The organism is Sinomicrobium oceani, assembly GCF_900119185.1.
Taxonomy (GTDB): domain Bacteria; phylum Bacteroidota; class Bacteroidia; order Flavobacteriales; family Flavobacteriaceae; genus Sinomicrobium; species Sinomicrobium oceani.
Genome location: NZ_FPJE01000005.1, coordinates 22596 through 43565, shown reverse-complemented (window position 1 = coordinate 43565; position 20970 = coordinate 22596). Strand labels below are relative to the sequence as shown.

Annotated in this window: 22 protein-coding genes; 3 read left to right on the top strand and 19 right to left on the bottom strand. The window is 37.5% G+C overall.

The genetic code is table 11. The features are described from left to right. Nucleotides 1-7 precede the first annotated feature (7 nt). From BT112_RS05695 to BT112_RS05605, 19 genes are all read right to left on the bottom strand, one after another. Nucleotides 8-1510, bottom strand: coding sequence for a thymidine phosphorylase family protein (locus tag BT112_RS05695; RefSeq protein WP_072316404.1), 1503 nt, complete (start codon nucleotides 1508-1510; stop codon nucleotides 8-10). 28 nt (nucleotides 1511-1538) lie between these two features. Further along, a complete protein-coding gene (locus BT112_RS05690; RefSeq protein WP_072316403.1) occupies nucleotides 1539-2915 on the bottom strand; it encodes an MBL fold metallo-hydrolase RNA specificity domain-containing protein in 1377 nt (458 codons plus the stop codon). A 15-nt stretch (nucleotides 2916-2930) separates the two neighbouring features. Beyond that, a complete protein-coding gene (locus BT112_RS05685; protein ID WP_013072813.1) occupies nucleotides 2931-3185 on the bottom strand; it encodes a hypothetical protein in 255 nt (84 codons plus the stop codon). Between the two features lie 41 nt (nucleotides 3186-3226). Further along, nucleotides 3227-4069, bottom strand: coding sequence for an ATP cone domain-containing protein (locus BT112_RS05680; protein ID WP_013072812.1), 843 nt, complete (start codon nucleotides 4067-4069; stop codon nucleotides 3227-3229). Nucleotides 4070-4071: 2 nt separating this feature from the next. Continuing rightward, a complete protein-coding gene (locus BT112_RS05675; protein WP_072316402.1) occupies nucleotides 4072-4902 on the bottom strand; it encodes a universal stress protein in 831 nt (276 codons plus the stop codon). A gap of 18 nt (nucleotides 4903-4920) precedes the next feature. After that, nucleotides 4921-5916 carry a 2-hydroxyacid dehydrogenase gene (locus BT112_RS05670; RefSeq protein WP_008616405.1) on the bottom strand — a complete coding sequence of 332 codons (996 nt, stop codon included), beginning with the start codon at nucleotides 5914-5916 and terminating at the stop codon, nucleotides 4921-4923. Nucleotides 5917-5919: 3 nt separating this feature from the next. Next, complete coding sequence (locus BT112_RS05665; protein WP_072316401.1) at nucleotides 5920-6891, bottom strand: ATP-dependent 6-phosphofructokinase; 972 nt, start codon at nucleotides 6889-6891, stop codon at nucleotides 5920-5922. 2 nt (nucleotides 6892-6893) lie between these two features. Next, the gene (locus BT112_RS05660) at nucleotides 6894-8234 is read right to left on the bottom strand and encodes a dicarboxylate/amino acid:cation symporter (protein WP_072316400.1); all 1341 of its coding nucleotides are present in this window, start codon (nucleotides 8232-8234) and stop codon (nucleotides 6894-6896) included. Nucleotides 8235-8242: 8 nt separating this feature from the next. Beyond that, nucleotides 8243-9304, bottom strand: coding sequence for a class I fructose-bisphosphate aldolase (locus BT112_RS05655; RefSeq protein WP_072316399.1), 1062 nt, complete (start codon nucleotides 9302-9304; stop codon nucleotides 8243-8245). Between the two features lie 11 nt (nucleotides 9305-9315). Next, on the bottom strand, nucleotides 9316-10329 hold the full coding sequence (locus tag BT112_RS05650) for a type II glyceraldehyde-3-phosphate dehydrogenase (protein WP_072316398.1): 1014 nt from the start codon (nucleotides 10327-10329) through the stop codon (nucleotides 9316-9318). A 20-nt stretch (nucleotides 10330-10349) separates the two neighbouring features. Next, nucleotides 10350-11705, bottom strand: coding sequence for an NAD(P)/FAD-dependent oxidoreductase (locus tag BT112_RS05645; RefSeq protein WP_072316397.1), 1356 nt, complete (start codon nucleotides 11703-11705; stop codon nucleotides 10350-10352). Then, complete coding sequence (locus tag BT112_RS05640; protein ID WP_072316396.1) at nucleotides 11702-12163, bottom strand: universal stress protein; 462 nt, start codon at nucleotides 12161-12163, stop codon at nucleotides 11702-11704. Before BT112_RS05640 ends, BT112_RS05645 begins: the two co-directional genes overlap by 4 nt. A gap of 12 nt (nucleotides 12164-12175) precedes the next feature. Continuing rightward, on the bottom strand, nucleotides 12176-12790 hold the full coding sequence (locus BT112_RS05635) for a lycopene cyclase domain-containing protein (RefSeq protein ID WP_228122685.1): 615 nt from the start codon (nucleotides 12788-12790) through the stop codon (nucleotides 12176-12178). Between the two features lie 114 nt (nucleotides 12791-12904). Then, nucleotides 12905-13183, bottom strand: coding sequence for a DUF5676 family membrane protein (locus tag BT112_RS05630; protein WP_041579015.1), 279 nt, complete (start codon nucleotides 13181-13183; stop codon nucleotides 12905-12907). A gap of 17 nt (nucleotides 13184-13200) precedes the next feature. Next, nucleotides 13201-13419 carry an SHOCT domain-containing protein gene (locus BT112_RS05625; RefSeq protein ID WP_072316394.1) on the bottom strand — a complete coding sequence of 73 codons (219 nt, stop codon included), beginning with the start codon at nucleotides 13417-13419 and terminating at the stop codon, nucleotides 13201-13203. 22 nt (nucleotides 13420-13441) lie between these two features. After that, nucleotides 13442-13654 carry a heavy-metal-associated domain-containing protein gene (locus BT112_RS05620; RefSeq protein WP_027884438.1) on the bottom strand — a complete coding sequence of 71 codons (213 nt, stop codon included), beginning with the start codon at nucleotides 13652-13654 and terminating at the stop codon, nucleotides 13442-13444. Between the two features lie 10 nt (nucleotides 13655-13664). Further along, complete coding sequence (locus BT112_RS05615) at nucleotides 13665-13892, bottom strand: hypothetical protein (protein ID WP_034892122.1); 228 nt, start codon at nucleotides 13890-13892, stop codon at nucleotides 13665-13667. Between the two features lie 182 nt (nucleotides 13893-14074). Beyond that, nucleotides 14075-14656: a helix-turn-helix domain-containing protein gene (locus BT112_RS05610; RefSeq protein ID WP_072316542.1), complete on the bottom strand. Its 582-nt coding sequence runs from the start codon at nucleotides 14654-14656 to the stop codon at nucleotides 14075-14077. A 140-nt stretch (nucleotides 14657-14796) separates the two neighbouring features. Then, a complete protein-coding gene (locus BT112_RS05605) occupies nucleotides 14797-15213 on the bottom strand; it encodes an HYC_CC_PP family protein (protein WP_027884435.1) in 417 nt (138 codons plus the stop codon). A gap of 247 nt (nucleotides 15214-15460) precedes the next feature. Here BT112_RS05605 and BT112_RS05600 point away from each other — a divergent pair, with 247 nt between their 5' ends. The 3 genes from BT112_RS05600 to BT112_RS05590 all read left to right on the top strand — a co-directional run bounded on the left by BT112_RS05600 (nucleotide 15461) and on the right by BT112_RS05590 (nucleotide 20961). Then, a complete protein-coding gene (locus BT112_RS05600; RefSeq protein WP_072316393.1) occupies nucleotides 15461-15877 on the top strand; it encodes an HYC_CC_PP family protein in 417 nt (138 codons plus the stop codon). 135 nt (nucleotides 15878-16012) lie between these two features. Next, the gene (locus tag BT112_RS05595) at nucleotides 16013-19753 is read left to right on the top strand and encodes an efflux RND transporter permease subunit (protein ID WP_072316392.1); all 3741 of its coding nucleotides are present in this window, start codon (nucleotides 16013-16015) and stop codon (nucleotides 19751-19753) included. Next, nucleotides 19750-20961, top strand: a complete 1212-nt coding sequence (locus BT112_RS05590) for a TolC family protein (protein ID WP_072316391.1) — start codon at nucleotides 19750-19752, stop codon at nucleotides 20959-20961. The genes BT112_RS05595 and BT112_RS05590 overlap by 4 nt, the downstream gene beginning before the upstream one ends. The last annotated feature ends 9 nt before the right edge of the window (nucleotides 20962-20970 follow it).

Sequence of the window (20970 nt, the reverse complement as noted above, 5' to 3'; positions counted from 1 at the left end):
ATGTTCTTTAATTTATAGTTATGATGTCGTTATGGTTGTTTTCATATTCCAAGGCATAATTAAGTTCACCTTTGGATTCAGCATATATGGTATAAAGCAGTTGGTTCTCTTCGATTTGTTCTCCCAAATGCACATTTAGAAGAATCCCTGCCGATTTAGATTGTGGTGCTCCAGAAAGCTTTGCCAGTTTTGCAATTTTACGGTTATCAATTCGTTGCAAAACGCCTGACTTTTCAGCTTTAATTTCAATTTTATAAGGTGCTAAAACTGGTTTTGAAAATTGACCTTGCGCCTTACAAATGGCTACGAATTTTTCATATGCTTTTCCAGATTTGAGAATTTTATGTGCGGTTTCCTGTCCCTTTCCTTTTTCTACTTTTCCAGAAAGTTCTAATAGTTCAGTAGCTAAAAGCAATGCTCTTTCTGTTAAGTCTTTAGGTGCATCTTCCTCATTTTTCAAAACTTTTAATATATCTATGGCTTCTAAAGTTGGACCGATACCTCTTCCAACAGGCTGCGTGCCATCCGTAACTACAACTTTTACATTCAACCCAACAGCAGTTCCAACGGTTTCCATATGATTTTTTAGTTTTTCTGCCATTTCGGTACTGCGAACCTTGGCGGTTTCTCCCACGGGAATATCAATGACCACGTGAGTAGAACCAGCTGCTGCCTTTTTAGAGAGTACTGAAGCGATGAGCTGACCTTCGCTATCAATATCCAAGGCTTTTTCAATTTTAATGAGCACATCATCGGCAGGACTTAACTGCGCTGTACCGCCCCAAACAAAACATCCGCCTTCTTTTTCTACTACGGTCTTTATTTCCTCGGAAGAGAGCGTAACATTGGTCAGTACTTCCATTGTATCTGCTGTGCCTGCTGGCGAAGTGATTGCCCGTGAGGATGTTTTTGGCATAGTAAGCCCATACGCGGCAACAATGGCAACTACCAATGGTGTTGTCCTATTGCCAGGCAATCCGCCAATACAATGTTTGTCGACCACGAAATCCTTGTTCCAGTTCAGTTGCTTTCCGGAAGCAATCATTGCTTTCGTTAGGTCGGATATTTCATCAATATCCATTCGGTCGCCAGCACAGGCAGTAATAAATGCCGAAAGGTGGATGTTGGAATAATCGCCTTCCACGATATCGGTTATGATGTTGTTATAGGCCTTATAATCCAGTTTTTTGTTATAGATTTTTGCCCTGACGTGGCTTAAGGATTCAATAGGCTCTAAATGGGAAACATATAATGTATCGTTTGGGGAAACATTGAGTTTTTTCGCAGCAGCATCTGATAGTCCGATTTCATTAGGCAACAGAATATCAGAATTCAGGACATTAAGACTTGCTACGATTGATGTATTTGCATTGGATATTCTTATTCGGGTAAGTGCCTCAAACCCTTCTGAAATACAGACGTGGCAATCTTCGCGCATATACACTACATTTTCGTTTTGGGTATAGATTCCGAGATGTTTATATTTTAATATGTTTGAGTGTGTGTCCATATTTTATTGGTTGTTGTGATTTTTCGATTTATTCTATTTCTTCGATGGTGTATAATTGCGGAATTTCTGCATCCCACCCATAGGTTTCCTTGATGCCTTTTTGCAATGTTTCTGCACTCTCTTTTTCACCGTGTACAATGAAAATACGTTCGGGTTTGTTTTTTATCTTATCCATCCAGTCCATAAGTTCTGCGTGGTCTGCGTGTGCCGAAAGCCCTTCAATTTCTACTACTTGCATTTTAAACGGCACCCATTTTCCATATACTTTTAGTTCTTTTTCACCTTCCAATAATTTTCTGCCACGAGTGCCTTCAGCTTGATAGCCTACAAAAAGTAAGGTGTTATTTGGATTTTGTGCCTGTGTTTCAAGATAGTTTAGCATTCTTCCCCCTGTGAGCATTCCGCTTCCTGCAATCACGATTTTTGGTTTGTAATCTGTTCTTAATTCCATTGTTTCACGATAACTGCTAACAACTGTAAAGTGTGAGCACATTTCGTCACATTCGTTGTCTTCCAACCTGTGCCAATCTCTTGTGCGATGAAACAATTCTAATACACTTGCTCCCATTGGGCTGTCCATTATCATTTGTATTTTTGGTATTTTCTTCTCTTTCAATAATTTCCAAAAAATCAGCATCATCAATTGGGCACGTTCTACTGAAAAACTTGGAACAAATAGGCTGCCACCTCTGTTGATGGTGTCATTGACCAATTTTTCTATCTGTGGAAGTGCTTCTACTTCATCAGGATGAAATCTTCCTCCGTAGGTGGATTCAATAAATAATACATCTGCCTTTTTTGGCTTTAATGGCGGAAACAGTAATAAATCGTTTGTTCTGCCTATATCGCCAGAAAACACAAAACGTTTCCTGTGTACATCCAACTCAATGTAAGTTGCTCCCAGAATGTGTCCATTATATTGAAATCGAGCCCTTATGCCATCAAACAATGGAATCCATTGTGATTGCGGAATTCCTTTAAAATGAGGGATAGTTTTTTCTACATCCTTTAGGTCGTACAATGGTTCAGCAGGATTATGTTTGGAATAGCCTTCTTTATTGGCACGTTCTGCTTCTTGTTCCTGAATTTTTGCACTATCATTCAAAATGATTTTTGCAATGTCCAAGGTGGGATTGGTACCATAGATGGGCCCTTTGAAACCTTGCTTTACCAATCTCGGCAGATAACCTGTGTGGTCCATATGGCCGTGGGTGAGCAAAACAGCATCAATATCAGCAACATTAACAGGTGGGTACTCCCAGTTTTTAAGGCGTAATTCCTTTAGCCCTTGAAAAAGTCCGCAGTCTATGAGTATCTTTTTATCTCCTGTGTCCACTAAATATTTTGAGCCGGTTACCGTACCTGCTGCACCTAAAAAGTGAATATTTATTTTATTGTTATCCATCTTTATAGTATTTATTTAGAGTCCACCACAGCAGGAAGGTGTATTTCCTTTATCTTGTTTTGATTTGCTCAATTCCACTATTTCTTTATATAGATTACGAGAATCCTCTTTAATAAAAAGAGCCAATTTCTTTACTGATTTAGGTTCAAAGTGAACCATTTCCAATAATATCTCAAGGGCTTCTTCAAGTAGTTTTGAGTCATCTTCCAATGCCTGGTAAAATGGTTCTAAATCTATGTTGCCCTGTTTTTGCAATTCTTCAGTTTTCATTTGTATTATTTTTAAAAATTAGTAATTATTCATTATTTGAATTAATGGGATCTACATAATTCTCTTGAATCTTCGAGTATCTTATTTTGCCTTAGCTTACTGATACCCATTTGTTCCAAAAAGTCTGGATTTTCGTGTAGCTCCTTGCAGAGTATGATGCCTTGATCCAATAATTTTGTTTTTTCAGCTTTGGTAAGTGTTGTTAAAGCGGTTAAGGGATGTAGCCCCGATTTATCTATTCTGTCCTTGAGACCATTTCCTCTTGGATAATCCCAACTGGTCATAAGCATTCCAACACATTTCCCGTACTGAATGGCATCGGTTGTGAAACGCGTATTGGTGTAAACCCCGCCTTTATGAAGTTTAGCCTCGTGACCTTTTTGGTGTTTCCATTGCTTTTCCACGTCCAAAAACCGTGAATGGATATATAATGGGATTTTTACATTGCAAAACCTGCCTTGGTCACTATGGTATTTACATTCAATCATATAATGTTTATTTCCTTTTTGTGCTATCACATCCACTTCGTGCTGAACGCAATTGCCTTGAACTATGACACCAACCTGTGTTGAAAATCCTTCGTGTGCCAATAGTTTGCCTACTAACTTTTCAAATGGAAAACCGGTTGGACCTAGTTCCATTAAAGCTTTTTTGAGCTTGTACTTTGAGGCACTTACCCTAGATTTTCGTTTTAGCATCTTGAAAGCCAACTGATAGATTTTTTTGGTTGTCATTCCTTCTTCAATCTGCTCTTGTACTTTCCGGGCTACATCCTGAATAATATCCTCATCTGCCCGCGAACGTCGCAGGGAGTTGATGAGTTTGTTTACATCAAAGGCTTCATACTCACCAGAATATTTTTTTATTAAGACTGATTTATTCATTTTTACATTTTAATAGTCATTACTGGTAGTTCGGAGTGATTGGTAATACCCTCTGCGATGCTTTTAGAGAATAAGCTTAAAAAGCCTGTACGTCCGTGTGTACACATTGCAATTAAATCGGCATTTTTATATCGTAAAAAATTGTTTATCCCTGTTTCTACGTCAGGTTCGTTATATACGTTCATTGAGAAGTTATCCAAATCCGGGAATTTTTTCAGGAACTCATTGATGGGGTTCAACCCTTGTTCTATACTGTTAAAATCGGTCTGAGTATTGACCCTCAATAAATGGATATGTGCACCGCATTTTTCAGCAATCGAAATAACCTGCTTAAATGCATCGCTTACATCTTGAAGAAAATCTGAAACAAAAACGATATCCTTAAAAGGAAAGGATACTTCTTCATCCTTGACTACAACAACCGGTACATCAGCTTTCCTAACAATTTTTTCTACGTTGCTTCCCATTAACTCACGTATACCGCCTCGGGTGCCACTACTTCCCGTAACTATAAAATCGTGATGGAAATGACCAGAATGTTCTAAAATATCTTTCTGTCCCGAATCAAATTGAAGAAAAGTTCGACATTTAAGACCTTCGTGCTCAGCCTTTTTTTCCAGTTCCCGCAATTTTGATTTAACGACTCCAATTTCCTTTAAAGTTTCGGGATACCTTTTTTCTTTTTGTTTATCCAGTTTTACCCAATCAACAGGGGTTTTCATCAAATGGAAAAAATGGATTTCGGAATTGTAAAGCTTTGCCATTTCAATTCCGAGTTCTTCTGCTTTATTGCAATTTTTTGAAAAGTCTGTTGGTACGAGTATGTTTTTCATAATATTTGTTTTTAACTATTAATTAATGCTAATTTCATTTCCAGAAGGTTTTTGTTTTTCAAAACAATCCAGATTATATATGGTTGTTTCTGCAATATTGGTCAATGCGGTTTTGGTTAAAAAAGCTTGATGGCTTGTAATTAGTACATTGTTGAAAGTCATTAAGCGTGCAATCACATCGTCTTGCAAAATGTCATCGGAATGGTCTTCAAAGAACAATCCTTCTTCTTCCTCATAAACATCCAGTCCTAAATACCCTATTTTTTTAGTTTTCAATCCTTCGATAACTGCCTTGGTGTCCACCAACCCACCACGACTTGTATTGATGAGCATTACTCCAGATTTCATTAGTGCTATATGCTCTTTATTTATTAAATGTTTTGTTGAAGCTTTTAATGGCACGTGCAGGCTTATTATATCTGCGTGCTTACAGAGCGTCGCACAATCTGAATAGATTACGCCATATTTATCAATTAGGTCTTTGCTTTCTTCTATATCCTGGGCAAGAATATTGCAGCCGAATCCGTGAAGTATTTTTACGAGTACAGACCCTATTTTTCCTGTTCCAATCACGCCAACGGTTTTCCCATTTAGGTCAAAACCAGTGAGACCGTTTAATGAAAAGTTTTGTTCGCGCACTCTATTGTGGGCTTTAATCAGTCTTCGGTTTAATGCAAGTATCAAAGCCATTGTATGTTCTGCAATGGCATAAGGTGAATAGGCTGGGACACGGGCCACTTTTATATTCAATTCAGCTGCTTTTTCTAAATCGACGTGATTGAAACCTGCCGAACGTAATGCGATAAATTTTATGCCTAGTTTGTGTAAAATATCCAAAACTTCCGAAGAGGCATCGTCACTTGAGAAAAGTGCTATGGCCTTTGAACCTTCTGCCAATAAGGCGGTTTCCTTTGTTAGCCTAAATTCCAGAAAATTCAATTGATGTTTTCCTTTATTAGCGTTTTCAATGGAAGGCTTATCGAATTTATGTGTGCTGTATATTGTTGTTTTCATAATTTATGTTCCAAATAGTTCTAAAAGTTCGTGCAATTCTTTATTGACCTGATGTTGTTTGACCACTTCATTAAAAGGGGTTAAGTGCAATTGATTGTTTAAAATCCCGACCATTACATTCTTTTTACTTTGTAAAAGTGATTTTACGGCTTCCACCCCAAGCCTAATACCCAACATCCTATCTAAAGCAGAAGGATTTCCACCACGCTGTACGTGCCCAAGTTTTGTAATTCGTAAATCGACATTGGGGTTGACTTCCTTTATTTTTGAAGAAACAAGTTCGGCACCTATTTCATCGCCTTCTGAAACCACGACAAGAAAAGCATCTTCGCTATCGTAATTTTTAACCTTATCCAATAGATAAATAAAGTCCTTTCCACTCTCGGGAATTAAAATGGCATCTGCTCCTGTGGTAAGTCCTGAATGAATGGCGATGTAGCCAGAATCCCTGCCCATTACTTCCACAATGAATACCCGATTGTGAGATTCCGCAGTGTCCTTTATTTTATCAATATTCTCAATGGCTGTATTTACTGCGGAATCAAAACCAAGGGTATAATCTGTTCCTGAAATATCATTATCTATAGTACCAGGAATGCCGATAAACGGAATGTCGCATATTTCTGAAAAAGTAAGTAGTCCTTTAAATGTGCCATCGCCACCAATGGCAATCAGGGCATCTATTTTGTTTGCATTTAGGGTTTGCAGGGCTTTTTTTCGACCTTCCAGTTCGAGAAAACGTTTGCTTCGTGCGGTCTTTAGAATTGTGCCACCCTTTTGGGTCAGTTTTTGTAATTCGTGTGATTTAAATTGAACCAAGTCACCGTCTATCAATCCTTCATATCCTTTTCTAAAACCACTAACTTTTATACCAGTTGCTTCAGCCGTTTTTGCAATGGCGTACAAGGCTGAATTCATCCCTGGACTATCACCTCCAGAGGTAAATACACCTATATGTTTTATAGTACTATCCATAGTTATAAAGCTTCTTTTTTAAGAATTTCAGTATTTTTTATACCATACAACCTATTAAAAACCATACAAGCTGTAAGGTCACCCGTTACGTTTACAGCAGTCCTGAACATTCCCAACAATCTTTCTACACCAATGATAATGATGATGCCTTCGGCTGGAATACCGACACTTCCCAAAACAGAAGCGAGTATCACCACACCACCTCCGGGAATGGCAGGTGTGCCGATTGAAGCAGCAACGATAGTAACAATGACCACAATAATATTGAGCAAACTCATTTCCAGTCCATAGGCTTGGGCTATAAAAAGGGTTGTTATCGTTTGATAGAGTGCAGTACCATCCATATTGACGGTTGCGCCAATGGGAATGATAAAATTGCTAATGGTCTTGTCCACCTTTAGTTTTTCTTCGGCTGTTTGAAGAGAAAGTGGCATCACAGCGGCAGAGCTTGTGGTTGAAAAAGCCAATAGCTGAACATCCCTTATTTTTTTCAGGAAATGCATAGGGTTTGATTTTCCAAGAAGCACAATTAGCCCTAAATAGAAAATCACTAAGAATAACAGACCGAGCAAGACGACACCCACATAGTAGGTGAGGCCAGATAGAGAACTCAAACCAACGCTAGAGGTGAGCTGCGCCATAAGTCCGAAAACAGCAATAGGCACTAGAAGCATTGACCATTTTACTACTGTCATACAGACTTCCTGAATGGCACTTAGAAGCAGCTTCACTGGGCGCAGTAAGGCATTTTCAAGTGATAGCACAGCTACACCAATAATGATTGTGAAAATTACAATGCTTAACATTTCACCACTTACCATAGATGCCAACGGGTTTTCGGGAAGTAAGTTTGAGATGGCATCAGGAATCGTTTCAATTCCGAAGGAAAGCTCTGGATTTTCCGTTGGAACAGCTGTAATTTCATTATGTTCAGCTAGAGCCTGTTGATGTAAAAAGCGACCAGGTCTAAAAAGTTGAGATAGTATGACACCCAAACTTACCGAAACTATCGTAGTACCTAGAAAATATAACAAAACCCCACCACCTAATTTTTTTAGACTGTCCTTATCATTACTTGCTATTCCAGTAATGATGGAAGCCACAATCAACGGAATCATAATCATTTGAACCAGTTTCAGAAACAGGACACCAGGCAATGCCAGCCAATTCCCCGCGATATCTGCTGTTTCTTTAGAAATCCATCCATTTTGTGGGCTCAATAGCAGACCAAATCCAACACCTAAAAACAAGGCAATGATTACTTTAAGCCATAGACGGCTTTCTACCAGTTTAAGGAGGTAGTGGTTAAGTGATTTTAATGATTTTATCTCTGTGTCAAACATTCTGTTGATTATGCTATATTAATTTTATTATCCAGATACACTTCCTGAACGGATTGTAATACTCTTACGCCTTCGCTAAAGGGTTTTTGAAATGCTTTTCTTCCCATTATCAGCCCAGAACCACCAGCCCTTTTATTGATAACGGCAGTTGTTACAGCTTCGGACAAATCTGATTTGCCTTTGGAACCACCACCTGAATTAATCAGCCCTATTTTACCCATATAGCAATTGGCTACTTGCAACCTGCAAAGGTCAATAGGGTGGTCTGTGGTAAGGGTTTTATACATTTCATCATCATATTTTCCAAATCCTATCTCTTTGAAACCAAAATTATTGGTAGGTAATTTTTGTTTGATGATGTCTGCTTGAATAGTAACACCCAAATGGTTTGCCTGCCCAGTTACATCGGCAGCTGCGTGATAATCTTCCTTGTTGGTTTTAAATGCCTCGTTCCGTGTATAGCACCATAAGATGGTGGCCATACCAAGATTATGAGCTTCTTCAAAAGCCTCTGCTATTTCTTTGAGTTGTCTGTTACTTTCCGCTGAACCAAAATAAATCGTAGCTCCTACGGCAATTGCTCCCATATCCCAAGCGGTTTTTACCTTACCAAAGAGTGTTTGGTCATATTTGTTCGGGTAGGTAAGCAGTTCATTGTGGTTAATCTTAACGATAAAAGGGATTTTATGGGCATATTTTCGGGCATTCAAACCCAAAACCCCAAACGTGGAAGCCACCCCATTACAACCGGCCTCAAGGGCGAGTTTTATAATGTTCTCTGGGTCGAAATAATCTGGGTTTTTATAGAATGAAAAGGCCGCGCTATGCTCAATACCTTGGTCCACAGGAAGGATACTTAAATAGCCTGTACCTCCCAGATTTCCGTTGTTGTACAATTGTGAAAGACTTCGAAGCACCTGCGGATTTCTGTTGCTACTGCCAAATACTTTTTCTAAACTATTTTTGCTTGGCACTTGCAATTCATCCTTTGTTATTTTTTCACAAACGTGTTCTAAATAGAAGTCTGCTTTTTCTCCTAAAAGTTCTACTATATTCTTGTCTGTTTTCATTTTGATAGTATTTAATGGATTCCTAAACTTTCATTTGTTTTGGCTATGGATTTTGTACCATCTGTTTCAATTCCAGTTAAAGCCCTAATAGCATCAATTGTTTCCGGGATTACAATAGCTTGGTTATCGACCACGTAGGCATAAAAGAGTTCGTCTCCCTGTACCTTCAGCATATCTTCCCATAGTGCTACTTCGTACATATCGCCCCAAGGCCTTCCCATATCCAAGAACATTTCCTTAATGGTATTGTTAGAAACCAGACCTTGGTCATATTGAATTAATTTAATACGACTTGAAGTTTTGAAAGCATTTAGCACTTCTTCCTTTGTCGCCTGCTTTTTCAATTTCACATTCCAGTAGTGCATATGGCTCAATGTTTCGGGTACTTTTACCGCTGCGGTGATGACATCCAGTTCTGGGTCAACACTTTTAGCATCTGGACCTTGATGGCTTGGGATATCTTTTTCGGGAACCATTGTATTCATAATACCACCTAAATGACTTTCCCAAGGGTCTGTAGCTCTTCTTAAAAGTGTACCTCTGGCATAATCCAATAAATCGGCTCTTTTTAAAGCGGTCAAGGTTCTTAAAATAGACGTAGTATTACAAGAAACTACTCTTGTCGCATTCAAGTTTAGAGCTGATTTGTAATTATTTTCTGCACTAAAGGAATGCCCTGTGGTTTCGTGTTTTTCGCCACCGTGTAGAATAAATTTGATGTTTTGCTCCTTGTAGATAACGACATTCTGAGCGGCAATTTTTTTGGGTGTACAGTCCACAACAAGATCTGATTTCTTTAAAAGTTCCTGTAAGCTTCCTTTTACTGAAATTCCTTTTGAGTCCATATCATTGGCTGCTTCTTCGGTAGCTGCATAAATATCATACTCCTTTCTTACGGCATTTTGAATGCGCCAATCGCTGATTATATCGCAAACGCCCGAAAGCTTCATATCATCTTGTAATTTGATGGCATCTGCCACTCTTTTTCCTATGACTCCGTATCCTATAACTCCTATTTCTTTCATATAAATTTTGTTTTAATTAGTTATTCTTCTGTATTATCGATTAATGATTTTGGCTTAAAATTTCTAATAATCAAGCGGTTGCTCTTTTCATAAGTGAAATAGCTAACCGCCCAATTAAAACCAACCATCAATCTATTTCTAAATCCACTTATGGACATCAAGTGAACAACGGACCACAGCAACCAGGCGAAATAGCCTGCAAATTTAAATTTGCCCAAATCGGCAACTGCCTTGCGTTTTCCTACAGTGGCCAAGGAGCCTTTGTCTTTATATTCGAAAGGTTGTGTGGGTTTATTATTTATGAGGTTTAATATAGAATTACCCAGATATTTTCCTTGTTGAATTGCTGCCTGCGCCACCTGTGGATGCCCTTTGGGTCTTTCTTCAGAAATAAGCGCAGCTATATCGCCTATGGCAAAAATGTTTTCGTAGCCTTCTACTTTTAAATTAGCATCGGTTTTAATCCGGTTGCCCTTGACCACGTGTTTTTCATCAATACCTTTTGGGAATTGTCCTTTTACGCCAGCCGTCCAGATAAGATTTTTAGCCAAAATGGTCTTACCACTTTTGGTAGTGACTTCGTTGCCGTCATAATTGCTTACAGCTTCATTTAATAATACCTTTACATTCAAATCCTCTAAATATTTGAGGGTTTTCGATGATGCCTTGTCTGACATTGTGCCTAACAACTCATCAATGGCTTCTATTAGATAAATATTCATAATGGAAGAAGGGTACTCTGGGTAATCTTTGGGAAGGATGTATTTGCAAAACTCTGCCAAAGCTCCTGCCATTTCTACGCCTGCTGGACCACCACCTACTATTACAAAATTTGTCAGCGCGTCGCGTTCTTTATCATCACAAGTAATAGCTGCCTGTTCCAAATTTTGCAACATCATATGACGGATGTTGAGGGAATCGCGAATATCCTTCATCCCCAAACTATTTTCGGCTACAGAATCCATCCCAAAGAAATTGGTGGTCGTGCCAGTAGCCAACACTAAATAGTCATAAGAAACACTTCCCTTATTGGTCAATATAGTATTTGAATCAGGTTGAATTTCCACAACTTCTGCCAAACGAAAGAAAACATTTTTATAGCCATTGATTTGTTTTCTGAATGGAAATACTATGCTATCAGGTTCCAACGCACTCGTTGCCACTTGATATAATAAAGGCTGAAATTGATGGAAGTTATTTTTATCGAGTAAAACCACTTGAACTTCTTTGTGTTTCAGTTTTTCAACCAATGCCAAACCTGCAAATCCTCCACCAACGATAACCACACTAGGTAATTTGGTATCGGGAAGACAGATTTCATCTGTTATCTTACAAGTGGATTCTAATGTAATGCTATGTGTTTGCTTTTCTTTCATTTTTTATTTCTATCTCTTGCAATCAGTACTGAACATTTGGCATTTGTGGTTAAATATTGGGATACTGAGCCCAATACTAAGCGAGAAAAAGCACCGTGACCCTGAGAGCCTACTACAATTAAATCTGCACCCCAATTTTCTGCTTTTTCATTAATAGTACTTTTGGGCAGTCCGCTAACAACACTTGTGGTTATGGTAAGTGCCTTGTTTTCGGCCTTGATTTTATCGGAAGCTTCTGAAACGATTTTGTTTCCCAATTTTTGAGCGTTACTTTTAATTTCTTCTATGTAATTTCCTATCTTGCCGCCCATAGTATGCAATCCCAGACCGGTTGTTTTCGGAACTTCATAAACATTTATAATATGAATTTCACTATTTGAGGATAAAGTCATTTTCTTAAGCTCGTTAATGGGTACTTCACTAAAATCTGAACCATCTATGGCCAATAATATTTTCATAATTTGAATGTTTTAGTTGGTTGACATTTCTTTCGATTTTATAAGTTTTCTCCAATACAAGTGTTCATATAATCCAGACCAATACATACCAAAGGTGAAAGCGAACAGTAACTCTTCAATTGGGATTCCCAAAACAAGAATATGGGTCAGGTTGTCCAGATTCCAGTACAGCTCAACATATTGCGGATAAAACGGAAGGATGCTTCCGAAATAAATGAAGTACAGTATGGTAAACAAGATTCCTCCAACCCATATCTTTCCTTTTAAATCTGGGCGACAGTACAATGTTGCCAAACCACCAAAAAACATTGCAATGATGCCACAATAGATGTGGTTAAGCGTGGTGAAAAGACTAAATATGACGAATACAATGGCTGGAACAAAAAGTATATAAATATGTAGCTTATGTCTTTGGTGGCTCCGTTCGGTATGAGGCATATCTATATAGCCTTTTTTGAATATCAGATTATACAATACCGTCCCTATTCCGCCAATGGCAAAAGAGAAGATAAGGCTCTCAATATCAAAACCTGTTCTTTCCGCTAAATGGAATAAGGAAGGTGGCATCCAATATTCTGGTACAAATAATGGTTCTGTTAAACCAAAGGGCATCGTAATAAGGCTCATTTTGAGCATTTCTTTTCTATACCCCTTTTTTGACAAATAGATTATTGCCCAAAGAGCAAGAATTATAAGAGACCATATGAACCAGACATATTGCATAAATTTTATTTTACTCTCTTATTTTTTGACTTTTATTTGCGCATTATAAAAAGCCGCAATACAGGCACCTATTAGCCATCCTAAAATGAATATCTGTACTATTCCCAAACCAGCTTCCCATAGTGGCACATCCATCCTGATAATGCTTGTGGTATCTAAACCGTGCAATAGGCTGTTGAAAAAATCGATAGTGGCTTCTCGACCTGCTGTTGACATAACTATCATACAGCCTAAGTAAATTAGTGCCGCCGTAAGACCGAAAGCAAATCCGAGTTTTTTTACGTTTAATCGATACATAATTTTAAAGTTTTGAGTTAGTTGTCTGATTTTAATAATTTTTTGGATTCTTCAAATTCCTCCTTTGAAATTTCGCCCTTGGCAAACCTGTTTTTTAGGATGTCCAATGGCTTTTCTTCTTTTGTTCTTTGGTATGGGATATCAGTTGGGATAAAGAAAATCCAAATGATAAACGCCATCCAAATAATCCACCATATTAGGTGCATACCTCCAAAATGTCCTTCGTAAAAATGCATAATTTTTGGTTTTAAGTTACTTTTATAGTTTTTCAATTGTGTAACCCTCAAGGTTGCTGAGTTGTTTTTGTAATTCATCTACTGAAAGCGTTTCCTTCATAGTGATGATTGTAGCTCCTTTTGGTGCCAGAAAAATTTCTGCCTTTTCAATCTTTGGATGTTCTTCCAATGTCTTTTTGACCCTGCTAATGCAGCCGCCGCAACTAATACCATTAATTTGAAATTTTCGTTTCATAACATAAATTTTAGTGATGTTGTCCTTCTTTTTTTTTATCCTTCTTTTTTAAGTTCTCATTGGACAATCCGTGCGTATGGCTCCCGTGCCGCATGGGCATTAACAAGTGTACTGCGAACATTATTATAATAAATGCAAAAAGCCAGGTGCCACCACCAATTCCAATAGATGGTGCTAAAAAGATGAGTAAAAGCGGCAGTCCACAACCGAGGACCATCCATAACCAGTGATTTTTCATTGTTTTTTATTTTAATTAATGTTTATTCCTCGCCTTTTTAAGACCTGAACTGGCTTATGTTGTAATTGGGGGATTATCAACACAAGCCTTAGGGAGTTCAGGCTTTAGGGTTTTTAATATTATAATTAACACGAAAGCTATCTGTTTTTATGCTACTTCATCTGCATAACTTTCGTTGTTATTTATATAATTTCATCATAGAAATTTCGTTTCCATTTTTCTGTGTTTTTATAGTCGCTCATACTCATTCCAACCACATCCTTAAATTGTCTAGATAAGTGATTTACACTGCTGTAATCCAATAAGTACCCTATATCAGAGAAGGAATGCTGTTTAAGCTGTATGAGTTCCTTGACTTTTTCAATTTTTAATTTTATAAAGTACTTTTCAATGGTGGTCTTTTCCTTCGATGAGAATAGTTTGCTCAATGCCTTGTAATCTCGGTGAAGGGTTGATGATAAATGTTCTGAGGTCTTAACTTTTAACGTTAGTGGTAGCTCATCAAGTTGTTCAATTAGAATAATTTTTATTCTTTCAACCAGCATTTCCCCTTCACTTTGTACTATATCAAAATCATTGGAATGAAGTACTTTGGTAACTTTATACGTAACCTCCGTGTTGGTGTTTTTTGAAGATTCAACCAATAGTTTACCTAATTCCAAAGAGAGTACGGTTATTCCCATCTCTTCCAGTTCTTGCGTTATTACTTTTAGACAACGGCTACATACCATATTCTTTATCCAGAATTCTTTCTGTAAATCCATAGTATTAATTATTAAAAGAGGGAAGCCTACAGTTGAAAGTGTGGTATGCTCAGGATAGAGCGCACCAGTTGTTAGCCTTTGCGTAGTACAGGCCAACATATAAGGTAGGTTGTTTGAAAAAGAACCTACTTAGGATGAAATCAAATTAAATATACCTCGTGGAGTACTTGAAAATCTTTCGGTATGAGGGGTGGGTCATAATCCCTAAAAGGGATTATATTTTGTTCCAACCCTTCGAATAGATTTACGTAAGTGTAAAAAAATGTGTGTAGGAAAATCAGTTTATGATTTTCCATCTCAAATGAAGCTTTTTGAAAGTTATCGCCACTTTCTTTAACTATAGATTTATTAGCACAGCAACCTTTTTTTTCGAACGAACATTTTTTTGAAGGATTGGTCTGAGCCTTCACCGCATTATCACAAACCTGAGCTTTATTTAAAACCGCCATATCCACGAGTTTATCACAGCAGAAATGCATATTCACAGTAAAAGACGATGAAGCAAACATTACTGCAAGTACCAATGAAACAGCTATTATTTTATTAAAGCTTTGCATAATACGAATATAAAAAAAATAACAAATGTTAACTATATTTTTAACATAATTTTTTAGTAATGTGTTTTTAACACCTTATTTAACCGAAGATACTGCAAAAAAAGACGACGGTAATATGATATTTATCATATTTTTAGAAATTTGATTCTTTTTTTGTCGAAAATAGTATAGGAAGTAAAAGTTTAACATAACGAAAAGAATTATTAATGTTTTTATATTTCGTTGTTTTATATATATTTGCAGTCTTATGAAATCATTTTTCCATAAAATATTATCTGTAGCCTTAGCGAGCTTGGTATTTGTTACCACTATGTCGTTTACTGTAGATATGCATTATTGTGGAGATTCTTTGGTTGATTTTGCTTTATTTCATAATGCTCAAACCTGTGGAATGGAAAATCAATCATCCCAAAAAAGTTGTGAAGCAGGTTTTTCGGAAAAATCTTGCTGTTCAGATGTACAAATAGTGAATGACGGTCAAGATGATTTAAAAACATCTTACACCAATTTAAGCTTTGAGCATCAAGCCTTTGTTGCTACTTTCTTTTATACTTATATTAATCTTTTTGATGGACTGGATAAGAACATTGTTCCATTTAGAGATTATACACCTCCTTATCTTGTAAGGAACGTACAAAAACTACACGAAACTTATTTAATTTGATTTTAAACAGTTTCCGATAATTATCGGAAAGATTTGCTCTATGGTTACTTCCATCTTGGGCTTACTTTGTTGTGTTTAATTTTCTGATATTATCAGAAAGTTATTCAATGTATAACTGTTTAATTATCAATAAAGATGCTAAATAAATGCATAAAATTTCTTATAGAAAACAAACTAGTAGCCGTTCTACTACTTGCACTTTTTATTGCTTGGGGAGTCGTAAACGCCCCGTTTGAATGGAATACAGGCTCACTTCCTCGAGACCCTGTTGCCGTAGATGCCATACCAGATATTGGCGAAAACCAACAAATTGTATTTACTAAATGGGATGGTCGTTCCCCTCAAGATATTGAGGATCAAATTACTTATCCTCTAACCACATCGCTTCTTGGTATTCCAGGGGTTAAAACAATACGTAGTTCATCTATGTTCGGGTTTTCGAGCATTTATATCATTTTCGAAGAAGATATTGAATTTTATTGGAGCAGAAGCCGAATACTTGAAAAATTAAACTCATTACCAGCCGGACTTCTACCAGAAGGCGTTAATCCAGCTCTAGGTCCCGATGCCACAGGATTAGGGCAAATATATTGGTACACCCTTGAGGGACGTGATAAAGATGGTAATGTTACAGGTGGATGGGATTTACAGGAATTACGAAGCATTCAGGATTTCTACGTAAAATACGCACTGTCTTCGGCGAGTGGTGTTTCCGAAGTGGCTTCCATCGGCGGATATGTTTTGGAATATCAAGTGGATGTTAATCCCGAATTAATGCGGCAATACAACATAGGCTTGAGTGAGGTTGTAAAAGCAGTAAAACAAAGCAACAAAGATGTTGGTGCACAAACGCTTGAAATCAACCAAGCTGAATACCTTATAAGAGGATTGGGTTATATTAAGAAACTATCTGATTTAGAAAACGCGGTAGTTACTTCAAAAGATTTTACATCCATCCGTATAAAGGATATTGCGAAAGTAACACACGGTCCTGCTACAAGAAGAGGCTTATTGGACAAGGAAGGAGCCGAGGTTGTTGGTGGTGTTGTAGTGGCTCGTTATGGGGCCAATCCTATGGAAGTCATCAACAATGTTAAAGAAAAAATAAACGAGTTAAGTTCTGGGCTTCCATCAAAAACATTAAGCGATGGGAGGACTTCGCAATTAACCATCGTACCCTTTTATGACAGAACAGAACTAATCCAAGAAACCTTGGGCACACTTGATGAAGCGCTAACTTTAGAGATATTGATTACCATTTTTGTGATTATCATAATGGTCTTCAATTTAAGGGCCTCCGTATTGATTTCCGGATTATTGCCTGTTGCGGTTTTGATGGTCTTTATTTCTATGAAACTGTTCAATGTAGATGCAAATATTGTCGCCTTATCTGGTATTGCAATTGCTATTGGAACTATGGTCGATGTGGGCGTTATCCTTTCGGAAAATGTCTTGCGGCATATTGATGAAAATGAAGAAAAGCTACCTATGAATACGGTAGTTTATAATGCGACTGCCGAAGTTTCTGGCGCCATCTTAACGGCAGTAATGACCACTATTATTAGTTTCATTCCTGTATTTACTATGATTGGTGCAGAAGGGAAATTGTTTAGGCCATTGGCATTTACAAAAACGGCAGCACTCACCGCATCTCTTATTGTTGCCCTATTTTTACTTCCACCATTTGCGGCCTATTTATTTAAAAAGAGAAATTTAAAAACTTCTTTTAGTTATATGCTAAATGGAGCATTGATTGTTTTTGGCGTTTTATCTTTAATTTTAGGCTATCCGCTTGGATTAATATTAGTTGCATTTGGCGTTGTTGGCTTCCTTTCACTAAAGGAAAAGATTACGTCAAAACGCGCCAACATCATCAATATATTTGTTTCGGCTTTTGCTATCATATTCCTATTGGCGGAATATTGGAGACCACTGGGAGTAGATAGAAGTATCCTTATAAACTTAATCTTCGTTGGTCTTATCTGTTTTGGTCTTTTGGGTGTATTTACACTTTTTAGAAATTATTATGTTCGAATTTTAAATTGGGCATTGCGCAATAAGCTGTTATTTCTTTCGATACCAACTGCCATTGTAATTTTTGGAGTGATGATTATGCGTAATACTGGTAAAGAGTTTATGCCTTCACTCAATGAGGGTTCATTCCTGTTAATGCCCACTTCAATGCCACACGCAGGTGTGGAGGAAAATAAACGCGTCCTACAGCAACTCGATATGGCCGTTGCGAGCATTCCAGAAATTGAAACCGTAGTCGGTAAATCTGGGCGTACAGAATCAGCATTAGACCCTGCACCGTTATCGATGTATGAGAATGTTATTCAATATAAATCTGAATATATTTTAAATGAAAATCGCAAAAGACAACGCTTTAAGGTAAACGAAGACGGCTTATTTGTTTTAAAGGATGGCAGTTTAGTAACCAACCCTAATAGCGAAATTGAAGTAGAAGATGATGACTATAAAGCCTCAAAAATTACAGACCCATTCTCTGTGACAAGTTCACAGCTCATTCCAGATGACGATGGAGAGTACTTTAGAAATTGGCGACCTGAAATTGAATCGCCAGACGATATTTGGAAAGAAATCGTAAGGGTTACAAAGCTTCCAGGTGTTACTTCAGCACCAAAGCTACAACCCATAGAAACACGCTTGGTGATGCTACAGACTGGTATGCGAGCACCTATGGGCATTAAGGTGAAAGGACAGGATTTAAAAGAAATTGAGGCGTTTGGGGTACAATTGGAAGATATCTTAAAACAAGCAGAGGGTGTAAAGGATGAAGCAGTTTTTGCCGACCGTATTGTGGGGAAGCCATACCTACTTATAGATATTGACAGAGAACGACTTGCGCGCTATGGCATAACCATAGAGCAAGTACAGCAAGTTATACAGGTTTCTGTTGGTGGTATGGTGCTTTCACAAACAGTAGAAGGTAGGGAGCGCTATGGTATTCGTGTACGCTACCCAAGGGAATTACGCGCAAATCCAAATGACTTAAAAGACATTTATGTTCCAGTAGAAAAAGGGAGTCCGGTTCCGTTAAGTGAGTTGGCTACTATAAGATACGAACAAGGGCCGCAGGTCATTAAAAGTGAGGATACTTTTTTAGTTGGCTATGTCCTTTTTGATAAATTAGATGGTTTCGCCGAAGTAGATGTGGTGGAAAATGCCCAAGCCCTTATTCAAGAAAAAATTGACAATGGCGAATTGACCGTTCCAAAGGGTATCAATTATCAATTTACGGGAACGTATGAAAATCAGTTACGAGCAGAAAAAACATTGAGCGTGGTAGTACCTCTGGCTTTGGCTATTATTTTTCTAATCCTATATTTCCAGTTCCGTTCTGTTGGAACGTCATTAATGGTCTTTACTGGAATTGCTGTCGCCTTTGCGGGAGGTTTTTTAATGATATGGTTCTACGGCCAAGATTGGTTCTTAAACTTCAGCTTTTTCGGAGAAAATTTACGAGACCTTTTTCAAATGCACACCATTAATTTAAGTGTTGCCGTTTGGGTTGGTTTTATTGCCCTATTCGGTATTGCAACTGATGATGGTGTGGTTATGGCAACTTATTTGACCCAAACCTTTGATAGAAATACCCCAGAAACAAAACAGGAAATTAGGGCATCTGTAGTTGAAGCTGGAGAAAAGCGTATCCGTCCGTGTTTAATGACAACTGCAACAACTATTCTCGCTTTGTTACCTGTATTGACATCAACAGGTCGTGGGAGTGATATAATGATTCCGATGGCAATCCCTTCATTTGGCGGAATGCTTATAGCACTTGTAACCCTATTTGTTGTGCCAGTTTTATTTAGCTGGAAAGAAGAATTTCAATTAAAACGAGCTACAAAATGAGATATATAATTTTAATAGCACTTGTTTTTTTCGCTTTCGCGGAAGTAAATGCACAAGATTTAGCATCCTATATTCAGGAAGCTGAAAAGAACAATCCAGAAATCCAAGCTTTTGAATTGCGGTACAATATCGCCGAAGAAAAAGTAAATGAAGTTAACAGCTTACCAAATACTGAATTTAATTTTGGCGTTATGGCTATAGCTCCTGAAATGGATATGCCTATGGAGCAATTTAGTGCCTCTGTAATGCAAATGTTACCGTGGTTCGGGACCATTTCAGCAAGGGAAAATTATGCATCATCTATAGCAGAAGCGCAATATGTTGATATAGCAATTGCGAAAAGAAAACTTTCATTGTCAGTATCCCAGTCATATTATAAACTTTATGCCATACGTGCAAAACAGCTTATTCTGGATGAGAACATTGAACTTTTACAAACCTATGAACGCCTAGCATTAACTTCATTGGAAGTTGGTAAAGCATCAGCTGTTGATGTACTTCGCCTTCAAATAAGGCAAAACGAATTAGTTCAACAAAAGGAAGTGCTAGAACAGGGTTTTCAGGCAGAACAGACGCTGTTCAATAACCTTTTGAATCGTGAAGAAAATATGTCGGTGGATGTTGTGGAAGAAATGATGATTCCGGACGTTGACCCTCTGGTTTTAAATGAGAACCTTCAAATAAACCCGGAACTTATTAAATATGATAAGTTATATGAATCTGTTGAGCAGTCAGAGCTGTTAAACCAAAAGGAAAGTGGTCCTATGGTAGGGTTTGGAGTGCAGTATATTAACCAAGAAAATAGTCCAATGATAACTAGCTCTTTTAAAGATATGGTTATGCCTATGCTTTCTATTTCTATTCCCATTTTTAATAATAAATATAAGTCTGTGACAAGACAAAATGAGTTGAAACAACTAGAAATAAAATTTCAAAAAGAGGATAGGTTGAATAAGTTAGAAACACTTTTGGCGCAAGGGCTTTATAATAGAAATGCGACAAGAATTAAGTTCAATGTACAAACCGATAATTTGAAACAGGCCATTGATGCCGAGGAAATTCTTATGAAAAACTACGAAACTGGAACTATAGATTTTAATGATGTGTTAGATGTACAGGAATTGCAGTTAAAGTTTCAAATCAATTTAATCGATTCCATTAAAGAGTATTTTACAGAATATGCTTTAATAAATTATTTAACAAGATAAAAAATTGAA